Source organism: Zoogloea oryzae (assembly GCF_030161255.1).
GTDB classification, from domain to species: Bacteria; Pseudomonadota; Gammaproteobacteria; order Burkholderiales; family Rhodocyclaceae; genus Zoogloea; species Zoogloea oryzae.
The window spans coordinates 1-17,722 of the sequence record NZ_BSPX01000057.1 but is presented as its reverse complement, the minus strand read 5'-3'; the positions used below and the strand labels follow the sequence as shown (position 1 = coordinate 17,722).

Genomic DNA, 17,722 nt, shown 5'->3' with positions numbered 1-17,722 from the left:
GATGGAAGCCCTTCGCATCCTCGGCGACGAACACCAGTCCCTCGCCGCCATCCTCCACGCCGTCCGCTTCATGCTCAAGGAAGTCGTCTCCGGCCGCCTGCAGCCGGATCTCAAGCTCTTCGAGGCGATGATCCACTACCTCGACGCCTACCCCGAGAAGCGCCACCACCCGAAGGAAGACATCCTCTTCGCCCGCCTCAAGGCCCGCACCGACGAAGGCGCCGAGGCGCTTGCCGAGCTGGACCGCCAGCACCAGGCCTCCGCCGAGCGCATCCAGGCCCTGGAGGCGGCGCTGGCTGCCTACGCCGCCGATCCGACCAAGCTCGCCGACTTCGCCGCCGCCTTCGACCACTACGCCGACTTCTACCGCAGCCACATGATGCTGGAAGAGCGCGAAGCCCTGCCGCTGGCCCGCAAGGTGCTCACCGCCGAAGACTGGGCCGAGGTGGATCGCGCCTTTACGCAGGACCGCGACCCCATGAGCGGCACCCGCGGCAAGCCGGAAGACTTCGCCGACGTGTTCTCGAAGCTCGTCGCCGCCGCGCCGGCGCCGATCGGCCTGGGCGCCGGCCCGTACCGGGGTTGATCGCCTGAGCTGAACCCTGCGCCGCCGCTGGCGGTTCGCCCCTTCCTGCCGCGCAGCACGCCACGAACCGGCCACCTGATTTCAGGTGGCCGGTTCTTTTTTGAGCGTTCGCCGGGTGCGCTGCTCATAAAAGATATCAAAAAAGAGTTGTTGCAACTTAAAGATATCGTATAAAGTATATTTGTTGGAGGATAGGTGCCGCTTATATCAAATATTAGATGCGGCTTGACGGAAGTCTGGTTAAGGAGAGGGGTTCGGCCTTGGATGCAGGAATCGTTTTGATACTCGGACAGGACGGGGTGACCGGTGGGGCGATTTACGCCTTGCTGGCGTTGGCCCTGGTCCTCGTCTTCTCGGTCACCCGGGTGATCTTCATTCCCCAGGGCGAGTTCGTCGCCTTCGGGGCGCTCACCCTGGCCGCGCTGCAGGCCGGCAAGGTGCCGGCCACGGTGTGGCTGCTGGTGGCGATGGGCGCCTTCGTGGCGGTGATCGACCTGATCGGCCGGGTGCGCGACAAGGACATGGAAGGCGTCGGCGGCCTCGTGGGCTGGAATCTCGCCTATCCACTGGCGCTGGCCGCGCTGCTTTACAGCGTGGATGGCAGCGGCTTGCCGATGGTCGCGCAGATCGGGCTCACGCTGGCGATCCTCGTGCCGCTGGGGCCGATGATTTACCGCATCGCCTACCAGCCCATCGCCGACACCAGCGTGCTGGTGCTGCTGATCGCCTCGGTCGCGGTGCATCTGATCCTCACCGGCCTCGGGCTGGTGTTCTTCGGCGCCGAGGGCGTGCGCACCGCGCCGTTCTCGGAAGGCAGCCTGACTTTCGGCGAGTTCACCATCAACCTGCAGACGATCTGGGTGGTGGGCTGCTCTCTGGCCTTCATCGTCGGGCTGTACGCCTTCTTTGCCCGCACGCTGTACGGCAAGGCGCTGCGGGCGACGGCGGTGAATCAATCCGGCGCCAAGCTGATGGGCATCTCGCCGGTGGTTGCCGGCAAGCTCACCTTTCTGCTGGCAGCGCTGCTGGGCACTTTCTCGGGCCTCTTGATCGGGCCGATCACCACGATCTACTACGACACGGGCTTTCTCATCGGCCTGAAGGGTTTTGTGGCCGCGATCATCGGCGGGCTGGCGAGCTATCCGCTGGCGGCGGCCGGCGCGGTGCTGGTGGGCCTGCTGGAATCCTTCTCGTCGTTCTGGGCGAGCGCCTTCAAGGAGGTGCTGGTGTTCACGCTGATCATCCCGGTGCTGCTGTGGCGCTCCTTCAACAGTCATCACGTGGAGGACGAAGAATGAACACCCATGTGCAAACGTCGGTCGGCAGCGCGCCGCAGCAAGGGGCTGCCAGCCCGATGAAGAACGTACTGCGCCTGCTGGCGGTGGTCGCCGTGCTGGCGGTGCTGCCGGCGGTGCTGCCGCCCTATTACGTCACCCTGCTCAACTACATCGGCATCTCGGCGCTGGTGGCGGTGGGGCTGGTGCTGCTCACCGGCGTGGGCGGGCTCACCAGCTTCGGGCAGGCGGCCTTTGTGGGCGTGGGCGCCTACACCACCGCGGTGCTCACCACCTCCACCAGCCTGCCCGGCTGGATCGCCTGGGCAGGCGCGTCGCCGTGGCTCACGCTGGGTGTCGGGCTGGTGATCACCGGGCTCATCGCGCTGCTGCTGGGTTCGCTCACGCTGCGGCTGTCCGGGCACTACCTGCCGCTGGGCACGATTGCCTGGGGCATCAGCCTGTACTTCCTGTTCGGCACGCTGGATTTCCTGGGCGCCCAGAGCGGCATCTCGGGCCTGCCGCCGATCCGCATCGGCAGCTGGGCGCTGGATGAAGGCCCGGAGATCTACTACCTCATCTGGGCCTTCCTGCTGGCGGCGGTGGTCACCACCCAGAACCTGCTGGATTCCCGCGAGGGGCGGGCGATCCGCGCGCTCAAGGGCGGCGTGGTGATGGCCGAGGCGATGGGCGTGGATACCTCGCGCTCGCGCATCGTGATCTTCGTGATCGCGGCACTGCACGCGGCGGCGGCCGGCTGGCTGTACGCCCACATGCAGCGGCTGGTGAATCCGTCGCCCTTCGGGCTGCACCACGGCATCGAGTACCTCTTCATGGCGGTGGTGGGCGGCGCCGGCTACGTGTGGGGCGCGGTGGTGGGCGCCGGGCTGGTGACGCTGCTCAACCAGTGGCTGCAGGATTTCCTGCCGCGGGTGTTCGGCCATTCGGGCAACTTCGAGATCATCATCTTCGGCATGTTGCTGCTGCTGATCCTGCACAGGGCGCGGGAGGGTCTGTGGCCGGCGGTGCTGCGCGTGCTGCGGGTGAAGGCCGCGCCCAAGGCGGTGTCGGATTCCGCCGCCGCGCTGCCGCGCCGCACGATGCCGACCCGCGGCGAGACGATCCTGGAAGTGAAGGATGTGACGCGCCGGTTCGGTGGCCTCGTCGCCAACAACAACATGAACTTCAGCGTGAAGGCCGGCGAGATCCTGGCGCTGATCGGCCCCAACGGCGCCGGCAAGAGCACCATGTTCAACCAGATCTCCGGCGTCGATACGCCCACTTCGGGCGAGATCATCTTCACCGGCAAGGCGGTGGCGGGGCACGACTCCCGCGAGATCGCGCGTCTTGGGATGAGCCGCAGCTTCCAGCACGTGCGTCTGCTGCCGCGGATGAGCGTGCTGGAGAACGTGGCCATCGGCACCCATCTGCGCGGTTCTACCGGCGTCTTCCCCGCCGCCTGGCGCCTCGACCGCAAGGAAGAGGAACGCCTGCTGGCCGAGGCCGCCCGGCAGATCCGCCGCGTGGGGCTCGAAGCCCACATGCACGACGAGGCCGGCTCCCTGGCCCTGGGCCAGCAGCGCATCGTCGAGATCGCCCGGGCGCTGGCGGCCGACCCCTGCCTGCTGCTGCTGGACGAACCCGCCGCCGGTCTGCGCTTCAAGGAGAAGGAGGCCCTGGGCGAGCTGCTCAAGAAGCTGAAAGCCGAAGGCGTGGCGATCCTGCTGGTCGAGCACGACATGGATTTCGTGATGGGGCTGGTCGATCGGATCGTGGTGATGGAGTTTGGCGAGAAGATCGCCGAGGGCCTGCCGGAGGAAATCCAGCAGAACGAGCGCGTGCTCGCGGCCTATCTGGGAGGTGTGGAATGAACGGCGGTCGAATGAGCACGCTGCTCGAAGTGCAGGACCTGCGGGTCAATTATGGCAAGGTCGAGGCGGTGCATGACGTCAGCCTCAAGGTGGGCGCCGGGCAGATCGTCACGGTGATCGGCCCCAACGGCGCCGGCAAGACCACCAGCCTCGCGGCGATCATGGGGCTGATGAACTCGTCCGGGCGCATCGTCTTCGACGGCCACGCCCAGCGCCGCGCCAACGTGGAGAAGCGGGTGATCCAGGGCCTCGCCCTGGTGCCCGAGAAGCGCGACCTGTTTGGCGAGATGAGCGTCGAGGACAACCTGCTGCTGGGCGCCTTCCAGCGCTATCGGCAGGGGCACCGGGATCAGGCGAAGACGATGGACGAGGTGTTCGAGCTCTTCCCGCGGCTCAAGGAACGGCGCGCCCAGGCCGCGGCGACGATGTCGGGCGGCGAACGTCAGATGCTCGCCATCGGCCGCGCGCTGATGGGCAAGCCCAAGCTGCTGATGCTCGACGAGCCGAGCCTGGGCCTCGCGCCGCTGATCGTGCGGGAGATCTTCCGCATCATCGCCGGCCTGCGGGAGCGGGGCGTGTCGATCCTGCTGGTGGAGCAGAACGCCCGCGCCGCGCTGCAGGTGGCCGACTACGCCTACGTGCTGGAGATGGGCGCGGTGGCGATGGAAGGCAAGGCGTCCGATCTCGCCGACGACCCGCGGGTGGTCGAGGCCTATCTGGGCTTCGGCAGCAAGCACCAGGACATGCTGGCCACGTAACACGTCGGACCGTTGGGCGATCGCCTGTCAGGCGCTAAAATGTGCGATTGCAAAAAATGACAGGCGACATCGTGGCAGCGGAGCAGGACGAGAAGGAAGTCCAGACGGAAGTGCAGGCCGAAACCCCGGCGGCCGGGCTGGATGCGGATTCGGCAGCGCTGCTGGCGGTGCTGGCCCGCAACATCCGCCATTTCCGCGGCCAGCGGGGCATGACGCGCAAGAACCTGGCCGAGCAGTCCGGCGTGTCGCTGCCGCACCTGGCGCGCATGGAAAGCTCCCAGGGCAACGTGTCGGTGGTGGTGCTGGGCAAGGTGGCGAAGGCCCTCAACCAGTCGGTGGCGAGCCTCTTTGGCGACGAAGAAGCTCGCGCCGGCGATCTCAACCTGATCGTCGAATTCCTCAAGCGCCAGCCGGTGTCCAACCTCGCGCGCATCCGCGAGCAGATCTTTGCGGATTTCCAGCCCGCCGAAGGCGTGCGCAAGGATCGGATCGTGCTCACCGGGCTGCGCGGTGCGGGCAAGTCGACGGTTGGCCAGGCCCTGGCTACGCGCCTAGGCCGGCCCTTCGTCGAGCTCAACCGTGAGGTGGAAGAAGAAGCCGGCCTCAGCCTGCAGGAGATCATCACGCTCTACGGCCAGTCCGGCTACCGCAACCTGGAGCGCCGCTGCCTCGAACAGGTGGTGGTGAAGCACCCCCAGGTGGTGCTCGCCACCGGCGGCGGCATCGTGGCCGAACCGCTCACCTACGAGATCCTGCTCAACTCCTTCTTCACCGTGTGGCTCCACGCCGAACCCGACACCCATTTCCGCCGGGTGATGGACCAGCACGACATCCGCATCGCCAAGCCGGCCCTCTACCGCGAGGCGATGGACAACATCCACCGCACCCTTGAGGCCCGCGATCACCTCTACCGGATGGCCGCGTTCGACGTGGACACCACGCAACTGAGCGTGGATGAGGTGGTGGCGCGCATCGTGGGGCAGATGGACGCCTAAGGCGCGCTGCCGTCTGCCGGCCGGGTCGCCTCGTGCCCCGGCGCAGCCCGGGATGCACGTACCCGTTTGAGGCGGTAGCCCCGCCCGTACTCTGAAACCAGCCGCAGTCCATGCCGCGCGTCTAGCATCAGGCGCCGGCGCACGCGGCTCACGTGGGTATCCACGGTGCGGCTGCTGTACTGGCCGTGCCAGAACGTGGCGAGCAGATGATCCCGCGAGAACAGCCGGCCGATGTTGCGGAACAGCAGCAGGGCCAGATCGAACTCCCGGTCGGTGAGCGGCACGGTCACGCCGTGCAGGCGGGCGATGCGTGCGTTCAAATCGAAGGCATACGGCGCAACCTGCAGCGCAACAGGGCGGCCGATCACGTGCGAACGCATGCGCCGGCGCAGCACGGCTTCTATGCGGGCCAGCAGTTCCCGGTGCCCGGTGCCGCGCCGGATGAAGTCGTCGGCCCCGTGGGTAAAGGCGTCGGCCAGAAGGGGTTCGCGATCAGGGCCGTTGAAGAAGATCAGCGCCGCATCGAATCCGTCCCGGCCAGCCAATCGGCACAGGCTGCGCGAGACATGGCCGACGAGGCCGGCGGCATCCACCAGCAACACGTCAAAATGGATCTGCCCCGCGTCGCGGGCGAGCTGGGCTTCGTCTTCATAGCGCTGCACCGAAAAGCCCCCCCGCAGGAGGGCTGCATGGAGCGCGCTGGAGAAAGCCATGAATGAAGAGATCAGCGCGACGCGCATGATTGCCAATCCTGGGGGGGAGCCTGCGGGCAGGCGGGGTGGGGCGCTGTGTCTGCCGCGGTGGCGCGGGAGCGTTGGGCGATGTCGTTGCCGTTCTGGTCGCGGTGTCAGCGCGATTCGGCGCTACGACAATGCATGTTTCATGCCCGCGATGGCGCAGCTTGCGGCGCCACCCGTGACTGGCGCAATCGGCCAGCAAATCCGCCCCCGCCGGACGGGTTGGCGTGGCAGCGAGAAGGATTGTGCGGTGACAGTTTGACGGTGTGGCCTGTCAGATTGACAGTTTGAAGGTGCAGATTGGCAATCGCAGCGCCAGATTGGCAATCTGCGTCGACAGATTCGAATGTTGACGCCTCCGATTGCCAATCGAGGCGTGAAATTGCCAATCGGAGGCCGCACATTGCCAATCTGCGACCTGCGATTGGCAATTTCACCCGGCGCATCGCGAATGGCGCCGGGTGATTGGGGATGGATCAGAACGCTTCGTCCGGCAGCCCGAGCAGCAGGCTGTTGTCCGATTCCACGGTGATCCGCAGGCCGGCGCTCTTCGGGAGGATGTGGCTCGCGTAGAACTGGGCTGAGGCGAGCTTCTCCCGGTAGAACGGATCGCTGCTGCCGGCGGCGATGGCGTCGTGGGCCACCTTCGCGGCCTTCGCCATCAGCCAGCCGCCGATCACGGTGCCGGCAAGCTTGAGGAAGGGCTCGGCCACCACCAGGGCGGCGGCGGGGTTGCTGCCCATGCGCGTGATGAGGGTTTCGCTGGCGGCGTGCAGGTCGTCCAGCCCGGCGGCGAGGCGGGTGGCGATGTCGGTGAGGTTCGCGTCGCCGGCGCCGGCGAGGGCGGCCTGATCGGCGCGCATGTCGGCCAGCAGTGTGGCGAGCACGGCGCCCCGGTCGCGGGTGAGCTTGCGGCCGGCGAGGTCCGCCGCCTGGATCGCGGTGGTGCCTTCGTAGATCGGGGTGATGCGGGCGTCGCGCATGTATTGCGAGATGCCGGTCTCCTCCACAAATCCCATCCCGCCAAACACCTGGATCGCCAGGGAGGTGAGCTCCACCGCGCTCTCGGTGCTCCAGCCCTTGAGCACCGGGGTGAGCAGCTCCACGCGGCGGTGGGCGGCGGCGCGGGCCTCGGCGTCGTCCGATTGATGGGCGATGTCCTGCAACGCCGCCACGCTGTAAGCCAGCGCGCGGATCGCCTCGGTGTGGGCGCGTTGCGTCATCAGCATGCGGCGCACGTCCGGGTGGCGGACGATGGCGACCGACTTGCCGCCTTTTTGCGTCACGTCGGTGCCTTGCACCCGCTCCTTTGCGTATTCCGACGCCAGCTGCCAGGCCCGCTGGGCGACGCCCAGGCCTTCGGTGCCCACCGACAGCCGCGCCGAATTCATCATCACGAACATGATCTCCAGCCCACGGCCCAGCTCGCCGATCAGGTAGCCGGTCGACCCGCCGTGGTCGCCGTGGACCAGCGTGGTGGTGGGGCTGCCATGCACGCCCAGCTTGTGCTCGATGGACGTGCAATACACGTCGTTGTGTTCGCCCTGCTTGCCGTCCGCATCGAGGATGAACTTGGGCACGATGAACAGCGACAGGCCCTTGACCCCCGGCGGGGCGTCCGGCGTGCGGGCCAGCACCAGATGCACGATGTTGGCGGCCATGTCGTGGTCGCCGTAGGTGATGAAGATCTTCTGGCCGCTGATGCGGTAGCTGCCGTCGGCTTGTGGCACGGCCTTGCAGTTGATGGCGGCGAGATCCGAGCCGGCCTGGGGCTCGGTGATGTTCATGGTGCCCGTCCATTCGCCGGAGACGAGCTTGGGCAGCCAGGTGGCTTTCATGGCGTCGGAGCCGGCGATCAGCAGCGCCTCGATAGCGCCGTGGGTGAGCGTGACCACATGGGAGAACGACAGGTTGGCTGACTTCCACATCTCGCTCACCGCCACCGCCAGCAGGCGCGGCAGGCCCTGGCCGTCGAACTCGGGCGGGCAGGGCAGGGCCATCCAGCCGCCTTCGGCAAAGTGCCGATAGGCATCGGCAAAGCCGGCGGCGGTGCGCACCTCGCCCTTGCCGTCGGCGCCTGTCTGCCAGCGCGCGCCATCCCGGTCGCCCACCGGGTTGAGGGGCGAAAGGATGTCGCCGGCAAAGCGGCCGGCTTCTTCCAGCACCGCGTCGATCAGCCCTGCGTCGCAGTCGGCGTAGGCCGGCAGGGCGCAGATCGGGCTGCTGCCGACCAGTTCATGAATCACGAAGCGCATATCGCGCAGGGGGGCTTGGTAATTGTTCATGTCTCCTCCGAATATCACATACGATCTCTTGCAATCCGTGAGTATTGTAAAGTATATTTTGTTCGCGGTTAAAAATCTCATATCTGATACAAAAACGGGATCAAATCCCACGGAGGAGACACCATGAAGAAGCACACTGCACTGCCCGCCCTCGTCCTGATCGCCGCTGCCGGCGTTGCCCAGGCCGACATCAACATCGGCGTGTCCGTCTCGGCCACCGGCCCGGCGGCGTCCCTCGGCATCCCCGAGAAGAACACCTTCGCGATCCTGCCGACCACCATCGCCGGCGAGAAGATCAACTACATCGTGCTGGACGACGCCACCGATCCCGGCCAGGCCACCAAGAACGCCCGCAAGCTGGTGACCGAAGACAAGGTGGATGTGCTGGTGGGTTCGTCCAGCACCCCGGCCTGCGCGGCGATCGCCGAAGTGGCCAACGAAACCGCTACCCCGCAGGTGGCCATGTGCCCGGTGGATCTGCCGGCTGCCAAGAACACCTGGGTCTTCCGCGCGCCCCAGCACAACTCGCTGATGGCCAAGGCGCTGGTGGGCCACATGCGCGAAACCGGCGTGAAGACGCTGGGCTTCATCGGCTTCAACGATCCCTACGGCGAAGACTGGCTCAAGCAGATCACCGCCGCCACCGAAGCCGCCGGCATCAAGCTGGTGGCGGTGGAGCGCTACAACCGGGTCGATACCTCGGTGAGCGGGCAGGTGCTCAAGCTGGTGGCCGCCAAGCCCGACGCGGTGATGGTCGCCGGCTCCGGCACGCCGGCCGCGCTGCCCCACACCACCTTGTTCGAGCGCGGCTACAAGGGCCAGATCTACCAGACCCACGCTGCCGCCAATAAAGAATTCCTGAAGGTCGGCGGCAAGGCCGTCGAAGGCGGCATCCTGCCCATCGGCCCGGTGGCTGTGGCGGCCCAGCTGCCGGATTCGCATCCGTCCAAGAAGCCGGCGCTGGAATACATCAAGCTGTACGAGGCCAAGTACGGCCCGGGCAGCGTGTCGTCCTTCGGCGCTTACGCCTACGATGCCTACAAGCTCATCGAGAAGGCCGTGCCCGCCGCGCTCAAGGCCGGCAAGCCGGGCACGCCCGCCTTCCGCAAGGGCCTGCGCGACGCCATCGAGGCCGAGCGCGAGATCGCCGGCGCCCACGGTGTGTTCAACATGAGCGCCAACGACCACTTCGGGCTGGACGAGCGCGCCCGGGTGCTGGTGCGCGTGACCGGCGGCGAGTGGAAGATGCTTTCCGGCAAATAAGGAGCGCGAACGATGACAACGATCATTCGTGATCCCGGCAGGCTGTTCGCGCCGGCCACCGTGATGGTGGAGCACCGCGCCGACGGCAGCCGCATCCTGCGCTCGCCGATGACCCTCGGTGCCGTGCCGGCCCGGCTCGGCGACCACCTGGAGCGCTGGGCCGCCGAGGCGCCCGAGCGCACCTTCATCGCCGAACGCGGTGCCGACGGCGAGTGGGCGCGGGTGAGCTACGCCGAGGCCCTGGCCCGCGTGCGCGCCGTGGCCACCTGGCTGCTGGGGCAGAACCTGTCGGTGGAGCGCCCGGTGGTGGTGCTCTCCGACAACAGCGTCGAGCACGCCATTCTGATGCTGGCGGCGATGCACATTGGCGTGCCGGTGTCGGCGATCTCCCAGGCTTATTCGCTGGTGTCGAAGGATTTTGCCAAGCTCAAGAGCAACATCGAGCACATCACCCCCGGGGTGATCTTCGTGGAGCACCACGCCCGCTTTGCCCCGGCGCTGGCGGCCATCGCGCCCCTCCACGACGGGGTGGTGGTGGCCGGCACGGCCGGCGGTGCGGGCGAGGGGGCGGTGCCGTTTGCCGCGCTGCTGGAGCGCACCGACGCCGCGGCGGTGGATGCCGCCTACGCCCAGGTCAATGGCCACACGATTGCCAAGTTTCTGTTCACCTCGGGCTCGGTGGGGGCGCCGAAGGCGGTGATCAACACCCAGCACATGATCTGCTCCAACCAGCAGGCCAAGGCGCAGATCTGGCCCTTCCTCGAAGCCCAGCCGCCGGTGATCGTGGACTGGCTGCCCTGGAGCCACACCTTCGGCAGCAACCACAACTTCAACATGGTGCTGCGTAACGGCGGCACGCTGTACCTCGATGCCGGCAAGCCGGTGCCGGGCGCGTTGTTCGAGACCAGCCTGAAGAACCTGCGCGAGGTGTCGCCCACGGTGTACCTCAACGTGCCGCGGGGCTTCGACATGCTGGTGTCGGCGCTGCACGAGGATGCCGGCCTGCGGGAAGCCTTCTTCAAGAACCTGCAGGTGATCTTCTACGCCGCCGCCGCGCTGCCCCAGCACTTGTACGACGAACTCAACCGCCTGTCGCTGGAGACCCTCGGCTTCCAGGTGCCGCTGGTGTCGGGCTGGGGTTCGACCGAGACCGCGCCCCTGTGCACCGACAGCCACTTTGCGCCGGAGCGTTCCGGCGTGATCGGCATCCCCATCCCCGGCACCGAGCTCAAGCTGGTGCCGTCCGCCGACAAGATGGAAGTGCGGGTGCGCGGCCACAACGTGATGCCCGGCTACTGGAAGCTGCCCGAGCTGTCGAAGGCCGCCTTCGACGAGGAGGGCTTTTACAAGATCGGCGACGCGGTGGAGTTCGTCGACCCCACCAAGCCCCAGAAGGGCCTGCTCTTCGACGGGCGCGTGGGTGAGGACTTCAAGCTCGTCACCGGCACCTGGGTGCATGTGGGCGCGCTGCGCATGAAGGGCCTCGACGCCCTGGTGCCGGTGGCCCAGGACATCGTGGTCACCGGCCACGACCGCGACGAGATCGGCTTCCTGATCTTCCCCAACATCCCCGAGCTGCGAAAGCTCTCCGCCAACCTGCCGGCCGATGCGTCGGTGGAAGAACTGCTGCACCAGCCCTCGGTGCGCGCGATGGTCGCCCGCGGCCTGGCGCGGCTCAAGAAGGAAGGCGGCGGTTCGGCGGGCTCGGCGGCGCGGGCGATGCTGCTGGTGGAGCCGCCCTCCATCGACGCCGGGGAGATCACCGACAAGGGCTACATCAACCAGCGCCTCGTGCTGACGCGCCGCGCCGATCTGGTGCTGCGCCTGCACGCCGACGAGCCGGACCATAGCGTGATCCTGCCGGCCGGGGCCGCCTGACAAGCAACACGCACGAGCCGGGAGAACAGCACCCCCGCGTGCCACAACAAGGAAAAGAGCATGAATTACGAAAACATCCTGGTCACCCTCGAAGACAGCATCGCCCACATCCGGCTCAACCGGCCGGCCAAGCGCAACGCGGTGAACAACGGCCTGCTGGAGGATCTCGAGGCCTGCTTTGACAGCCTCGGCGCCGACGCCACGGTGGTGGTGATCTCCGGCGAGGGCGCGCACTTCTCGGCCGGGCTGGACCTGTCGGAGCACCAGATCCGCTCGCCGTTTGAAGTGCTGCAGCACTCCCAGTGGTGGCACCGGGTCTTCCAGAAGATCCAGTTTGGCGGCCGGCCGGTGGTGTCGGCGCTGCACGGCGCGGTGGTGGGCGGCGGGCTCGAGCTCGCCACCAGCACCCATGTGCGCGTGGCCGACAAGACCACCTTCTACCAGCTGCCCGAAGGCCAGCGCGGCATCTTCGTGGGCGGCGGTGCCTCGGTGCGCGTCTCCAAGATCATCGGCCCCGACCGCATGACCGAGATGATGCTCACCGGCCGCCGCTACAACGCTGAAGACGGCTACCGGCTCGGCCTGTCGCACTACCTGGTGGAAGAAGGCAAGGCGCTGGACGAGGCGCTGCTGCTCGCCCGCCAGATCGCCACCAACGCGCCGCTCTCCAACTGGGCGTCGATCACCGCTGTTGCCAACATCGGCGACATGTCCATGGCCAACGGCCTCTACACCGAATCCCTCGCGGCCGCGATCGCCCAGAGCAGCGACGAAGCCAACCGCCGCATGCAGGAATTCCTCAACCGGAAGAAAGGTTAAGCCATGGCTTACGAAGATTTCACCGCCGCCGCGCTGGTCACCCAATACGACGACATCTATCTGGTCGCCGGCGCCCGCACGCCCTTTGCCGACTACAACAGCGTGCTGCGCGACGTGAACCCCATCGACATGGGCATCTTTGCCGCCCGGGCGCTGTTCGAGCGCTCCGGCATCCCCGCCGCCGACGTGCAGTCGGTGGTGGCCGGCAACATGGCCCAGGCGGGTTTCGACGCCTACTACCTGCCGCGCCACATCGGCCTTTACGCCGGCGTGCCGGCCACCGCGCCGGCGATGCTCGCCACGCGCATCTGCGGCACCGGTTTTGAAACCATCGTGCAGGCCGCCAACCAGATCGCCCTGGGCAGCGCCCAGGTGGTGCTGGCGGTGGGCACCGAATCCATGTCGCGCAACCCGGTGGCGGCCTACACCCACCGCGCCGGCTTCCGCATGGGGCAGATCGAGTTCAAGGATTTCCTGTGGGAAGCCTTCACCGACCCGGCCACTCGCCAGGGCATGGGCAACACCGCCGAGAACGTCGCCCAGAAGTACGGCATCACCCGTGAAGAGGTGGATGCCTACGCCGCCCAGACCTTCGCCCGCGCCAACGCGGCGTGGGACGGCGGCTACTTTGCCGACGAGGTGGCTGCGGTGACCAACGCGGAGTTTGCCCTCGACGGCTACCAGAGCCGCTTCCTCAAGCTCGCCGACCGCAAGACGGTGTTCGAGCGCGACGAGCACGTCAAACCCACCAGCCTCGACACCCTGCAGAAGCTCAAGCCCGCCTTCAAGGGCGTGCAGACCGGCGGCAACAGCTCGGCCATTGTCGACGGCGCCGCCGCGGTGCTGGTGGCGTCCGGCGATTACGTGCGCGCCCACGGCCTCAAGCCGCTGGCCCGCATCGTCGGCGGCGCGGTGGCCGGCGTGCCGCCCGAGATCATGGGCATCGGCCCCGCCCCGGCGATCCGCGCCGTGCTGGCCAAGGCTGGCCTGACGCTGGGCGACGTGGGCCGGGTCGAGATCAACGAAGCCTTCGGCGCCCAGTATTTGGGCTGCGAACGCGAACTGGGCCTCGACCGCGACCGCGCCAACACCCGCGGCGGCGCCATCGCCATCGGCCACCCGCTGGGCGCCTCCGGCATGCGCCTCACCCACACCGTGTCGCGCCAGCTCCAGCTCGACGACCAGCAGTTCGGCATCGCCTCGGCGTGTGTCGGCGGCGGGCAGGGGATGGCGATTCTGGTGGAACGGGCCTAGCCCCCCACCAACCCCAGCGCAAGTCACTTGCGTAGGTTCAGCAAAGGCGAGGTGCTTGCCCAGAGCCCGTCTGAACCGCCGAGCAGCGCAACAACAGGCGGGGCCTTCTGGCGCAGCTGTCTGAGCCCGAAGGGCGAGTTCTGCGCCGGCCGCCTGTTGTGAGCAGCGCAGGGCAGTCGGCCGCAGGCCGACCGGTGAAGCCAGGTCGCCTTCTTTGCTTCCTTTCTTGGCGAGACAAGAAAGGAAGTCGCCCGCCGGGGGCGAGTCCCCGGCCAACGATTCGACATTCAACGTGACGGGCGAAAACTTTCGCTCCGAACGAAAAGATCACAGCACCGGCCCAGCAGCCGGGCACTGGAAGGAGACAAGCACATGCACATTCAGGATTCCGTTTTCATCGTCACCGGCGGCGCCTCAGGCCTCGGCGAAGCCACCGTCCGCAACCTGCACGCCGGCGGGGCGAAGGTCGTGATCGCCGACGTGGGCGTGGACAAGGGCGAGACCCTTGCCGCCCAGCTTGGCGACCGCGTGGCCTTCATCAAGACCGACATCACCAGCGAAGCCGACGGCAAGGCAGCGGTCGATCTGGCGGTGAGCCGCTTCGGCGCGCTCCACGGTCTCATCAACTGCGCCGGCGTCGGCCCCGCCTGGAAGGTGCTGGGCAAGGAAGGCCCGCATCCCCTCGATAGCTTCGCCCGCACGGTGAACATCAATCTCGTGGGCGCCTTCAACATGGTTCGGCTGGCCGCGGCGGCGATGGCGGCGGGCACGCCCAACGCCGAGGGCGAGCGCGGCGTGATCGTCAATACCGCGTCGGTGGCGGCCTTTGAAGGTCAGGTGGGCCAGGCGGCCTACGCGGCATCGAAGGCCGGCGTGGTGGGCATGACCCTGCCCGTGGCCCGCGAGCTGGCCCGCTCGGGCATCCGCGTGAATGCCGTCGCGCCGGGGCTGTTCCTCACCCCGATGATGGAGGCGCTGCCCCAGGACGTGCAGGATTCGCTCGGCAAGGCGACGCCCTTCCCGCCGCGGCTCGGGCGGCCGGCGGAGTTTGCCCAGCTGGTGCGCTCGATCGTCGAGAACGTGATGCTCAATGGCGAAGTGATCCGCCTCGATGGCGCCGTGCGCCTGTCGGCCAAGTAAGGGGGCTGCGATGGCTCGAATCATTGCGCCCTCCGACGTGGGGCATCTGGTCAAGAACGGCGCCACGGTGTACTGCACCGGCATGGGCCTCGCCGGCTTTGCCGAAGAGGCGGTGCTGGCGATCCGCGAATCCTTCGAGGCCACTGGCCACCCGCGGGATCTCACCCTCTACCACGCCACCGGCGTGGGCAACGGCAAGGATCGCGGCGTGCATCACTTCGCCCGCGAAGGCCTGCTCAAGCGTATCGTCGGCGGCCATTTTGGCGTCGGCGGGCCGGAGCTGATGCGCCTCATCATGGAAAACAAGATCGAGGCCTACAACCTGCCGCAAGGCGTGCTGGTGCAGCTGCCCAAGCAGATCGCCGGGCGGCGGCCGGGTTTTCTGACCAAGGTGGGTCTGGATACCTTCGTCGATCCGCGCATCGAGGGCGGCAAGGTGAATGCGTCCGCCACCGAGGATCTGGTGGAGGTGGTGCATCTGGATGGCGAGGAGTGGCTGTACTACCGCAACCCGAAGGTGGATGTGGCGCTGCTGCGCGGCTCGTTTGCCGACGAGAACGGCAACGTGTCGATGGCGCGGGAGGGCGTGCTGCTGGAGTCGCTGTCCATCGCCCAGGCGGCGCGGGCCAGCGGCGGCATCGTGATCGTGCAGGTGGAGCACATCGTCAAGAACGGCACCCTGCACCCGAAGGAGGTGAAGATCCCCGGCATTCTGGTGGATTACATCGTGATCGGCCGGCCGGAATACCACCTCCAGACGATGAACACCTACTTCAACCCGGTGTACGCCGGCGACATCAAGGTGCCCACCCGGGCGATGCAGCCCCTGCCGCTGGACGAGCGCAAGATCATCGCCCGGCGGGCGGCGATGGAGCTCAAGCCCGGCGCGGTGGTGAACCTGGGCATCGGAATGCCCGAGGGTGTGGCGTCGGTGGCGGCGGAGGAGAAGATCGAACACCTGATGGCGCTCACGCTGGAGACCGGCCCCATCGGCGGCGTGCCGGCGGCGGGCTTCGATTTTGGCCATGCCTCCAACGCCGAGGCGGTGGTGGAGCAGCCGGCGCAGTTTGATTTTTACGACGGTGGCGGCATCGACGTGGCCTTCCTGGGCCTCGCCCAGACCGACGGCCAGGGCAATGTGAACGTGAGCAAGTTCAGCGGGCGCCCGGTGGGCTGCGGCGGCTTCATCAACATCACCCAGAACGCCAAGAAGGTGGTGTTCTGCGGCACCTTCACCGCCGGCGGGCTGGAGATCGGCGTGGAGGGCGGCCGGCTGAAGATCGTGAAGGAGGGCAAGAGCCGCAAGTTCATCGAGCAGGTCGAGCAGATCACCTTCAGCGGCCACTACGCGGCGAGCATCGGCCAGACGGTGCTGTACGTCACCGAGCGGGCGGTGTTTCAGCTGAGCGCCGAAGGCATGGAGCTGCTGGAGGTGGCGCCGGGCATCGACATCCAGCGCGACGTGGTGGCGCACATGGCCTTCCCGCCCATCATGCGCGACGTGCAGCTGATGGATGCTGGTTTGTTCCAGCCCGAATGGGGTCATCTCTCCGAGCGGATCGGCGGCCGATAGGGCGGTCTTTCCCTTCCGATCTTCGCTCGTTCACGGCTGCGCGGCTCAGGTCCCCGCAGCCGTTTTTTTCGTCCGTCAATCTTGAAAGGAGCCCGCCGTGGGCTATCACCACATCCATCGCTATCGCATCGCCTTCGTCGATTGCGACCCGGCGCAGATCGTGCATTTTTCCAATTACTTCCGGTGGTTCGACACCGCCAGCCGCGAGTTCTTCACCGCCTGCGGCGTGCCCAGCTGGCGCGACACCGAACGCGGCTCCGGCCTCATCGGCACGCCGCTGGTGGACGCCCAGGCGAGCTTTCGCAACCCCGCCACCTACGGCGAGGACATCGAGATCGAGAGCTGGGTGGACCGCTGGAGCGGCAAGAGCTTCGTGATGCGCCACGTGGCCCGGCGGGGCGACACGGTGCTCGCCGAAGGGCGCGAGGTGCGGGTGTTTGCGGTGCGGGACTCGGTCGATCCGCCGGTGATCCGCGCGGTGGCGGTGCCGGCGGGGATTCGGGCGATGTGCGGCGACTGAGGGCGTCAGCCGCCGCAGCCGCCTCCGCACCCACCACCGTCTCCACCGTCGCCCCCGTCCCCACCGGAGGACGATGAACTGGGCGGCTGGAGGGCGGCCTTCAGGTCGGCCAGCGCGTTGTCGGCCAGCGCTCCGAGCCCGAAGAGGGCCAGCACGGTCATCAGCATCGGGTCGAGCTGCCCGATCGGCTTGCTCCGTGGCACCCGCAGGCGGGTCTGCCGCAGGGCGTGACGGCCTGCTCCGGTGAGCCGGGGCGGCTTGAGCAGGTACAGTGCGAGCCCGCCCGCCACCAGCGTGAGCAGCGCGACGAAGAGCACCGGCTTGCCCTGGATCATCCCGTGCCACCACCGCAGCCCGCCCACTATCGCCACCCCGGCCAGCGTCGCCGCGCCGCCGAGGGCGGCCAGCAGCCCGGGCAGGCGGCCGGGGATCAGCCCTTCGGCCTGGAGTGTCCGGTGCAGGTCGGCAATCGCCGCGTTCAGGTCGGGGCTCAACTGCCGGGTGTGGATGGTCTTGCCGGACAGCACGTGGTTGAAGAGGCCGCGCTCGACCGGGTGGGCGTCGGCAGGGGGCGGCTGGACGGCCTCCCAGCGTTGGTTGCCCTCCGGGAAGGCGATGCAGCCCTGCTGGTGCAGCCGGCCGGCGGCGGTCTCCAGCACCCGTCGGCGGCGGCCGGCCAGGTAGGCCAGGGCGTAGAGGTCGAGCCGACGGAAGCGCGAATCGCCGGGCGCGGCGCTGCCGGTGAGGGCGCATCGCAGCCCCGCGGCCA

Annotated in this window: 15 protein-coding genes; 12 read left to right on the top strand and 3 right to left on the bottom strand. The window is 67.7% G+C overall.

Annotation, left to right across the window (positions count from 1 at the left end):
- Position 1 precedes the first annotated feature (1 nt).
- The 5 genes from QQK25_RS16390 (at position 2) to QQK25_RS16370 (ending at position 5,484) form a co-directional block, all read left to right on the top strand.
- Positions 2 to 586 carry a hemerythrin domain-containing protein gene (locus tag QQK25_RS16390; RefSeq protein WP_284188891.1) on the top strand — a complete coding sequence of 195 codons (585 nt, stop codon included), beginning with the start codon at positions 2 to 4 and terminating at the stop codon, positions 584 to 586.
- Between the two features lie 260 nt (positions 587 to 846).
- Entirely contained in the window at positions 847 to 1,884 is a 1,038-nt protein-coding gene (locus QQK25_RS16385) for a branched-chain amino acid ABC transporter permease (RefSeq protein ID WP_284188890.1), read from the top strand.
- Positions 1,885 to 1,940: 56 nt separating this feature from the next.
- Positions 1,941 to 3,731 (top strand): branched-chain amino acid ABC transporter ATP-binding protein/permease, encoded by a 1,791-nt coding sequence (locus QQK25_RS16380; protein WP_284188904.1) that lies wholly within the window; start codon positions 1,941 to 1,943, stop codon positions 3,729 to 3,731.
- Positions 3,732 to 3,742: 11 nt separating this feature from the next.
- On the top strand, positions 3,743 to 4,489 hold the full coding sequence (locus QQK25_RS16375) for an ABC transporter ATP-binding protein (protein ID WP_284188889.1): 747 nt from the start codon (positions 3,743 to 3,745) through the stop codon (positions 4,487 to 4,489).
- A 56-nt stretch (positions 4,490 to 4,545) separates the two neighbouring features.
- Positions 4,546 to 5,484: a helix-turn-helix transcriptional regulator gene (locus QQK25_RS16370; protein WP_284188888.1), complete on the top strand. Its 939-nt coding sequence runs from the start codon at positions 4,546 to 4,548 to the stop codon at positions 5,482 to 5,484.
- Here QQK25_RS16370 and QQK25_RS16365 read toward each other — a convergent pair.
- Positions 5,481 to 6,197 (bottom strand): response regulator transcription factor, encoded by a 717-nt coding sequence (locus tag QQK25_RS16365; RefSeq protein ID WP_284188887.1) that lies wholly within the window; start codon positions 6,195 to 6,197, stop codon positions 5,481 to 5,483. The two genes, QQK25_RS16370 and QQK25_RS16365, sit on opposite strands and share 4 nt — an antisense overlap.
- A gap of 500 nt (positions 6,198 to 6,697) precedes the next feature.
- Complete coding sequence (locus QQK25_RS16360) at positions 6,698 to 8,506, bottom strand: acyl-CoA dehydrogenase (protein WP_284188886.1); 1,809 nt, start codon at positions 8,504 to 8,506, stop codon at positions 6,698 to 6,700.
- 123 nt (positions 8,507 to 8,629) lie between these two features.
- Between QQK25_RS16360 and QQK25_RS16355 the strand changes: the two genes are divergently transcribed.
- The 7 genes from QQK25_RS16355 to QQK25_RS16325 all read left to right on the top strand — a co-directional run bounded on the left by QQK25_RS16355 (position 8,630) and on the right by QQK25_RS16325 (position 16,953).
- The gene (locus QQK25_RS16355) at positions 8,630 to 9,769 is read left to right on the top strand and encodes an ABC transporter substrate-binding protein (RefSeq protein ID WP_153162738.1); all 1,140 of its coding nucleotides are present in this window, start codon (positions 8,630 to 8,632) and stop codon (positions 9,767 to 9,769) included.
- Between the two features lie 12 nt (positions 9,770 to 9,781).
- Positions 9,782 to 11,647, top strand: coding sequence for a feruloyl-CoA synthase (locus QQK25_RS16350; RefSeq protein WP_284188885.1), 1,866 nt, complete (start codon positions 9,782 to 9,784; stop codon positions 11,645 to 11,647).
- A gap of 60 nt (positions 11,648 to 11,707) precedes the next feature.
- Entirely contained in the window at positions 11,708 to 12,466 is a 759-nt protein-coding gene (locus QQK25_RS16345; RefSeq protein ID WP_284188884.1) for a crotonase/enoyl-CoA hydratase family protein, read from the top strand.
- A 3-nt stretch (positions 12,467 to 12,469) separates the two neighbouring features.
- Positions 12,470 to 13,720 (top strand): thiolase family protein, encoded by a 1,251-nt coding sequence (locus QQK25_RS16340; protein ID WP_284188883.1) that lies wholly within the window; start codon positions 12,470 to 12,472, stop codon positions 13,718 to 13,720.
- 372 nt (positions 13,721 to 14,092) lie between these two features.
- Positions 14,093 to 14,860, top strand: a complete 768-nt coding sequence (locus QQK25_RS16335) for a 3-hydroxyacyl-CoA dehydrogenase (RefSeq protein WP_284188882.1) — start codon at positions 14,093 to 14,095, stop codon at positions 14,858 to 14,860.
- Between the two features lie 10 nt (positions 14,861 to 14,870).
- Entirely contained in the window at positions 14,871 to 16,433 is a 1,563-nt protein-coding gene (locus QQK25_RS16330) for an acyl CoA:acetate/3-ketoacid CoA transferase (protein ID WP_284188881.1), read from the top strand.
- Between the two features lie 97 nt (positions 16,434 to 16,530).
- The gene (locus QQK25_RS16325) at positions 16,531 to 16,953 is read left to right on the top strand and encodes an acyl-CoA thioesterase (RefSeq protein ID WP_284188880.1); all 423 of its coding nucleotides are present in this window, start codon (positions 16,531 to 16,533) and stop codon (positions 16,951 to 16,953) included.
- Between the two features lie 5 nt (positions 16,954 to 16,958).
- Here the strand turns inward: QQK25_RS16325 and QQK25_RS16320 are convergent.
- A partial coding sequence (locus QQK25_RS16320) for a TIGR04222 domain-containing membrane protein (RefSeq protein ID WP_284188879.1) occupies positions 16,959 to 17,722 on the bottom strand: 764 nt, incomplete at its 5' end.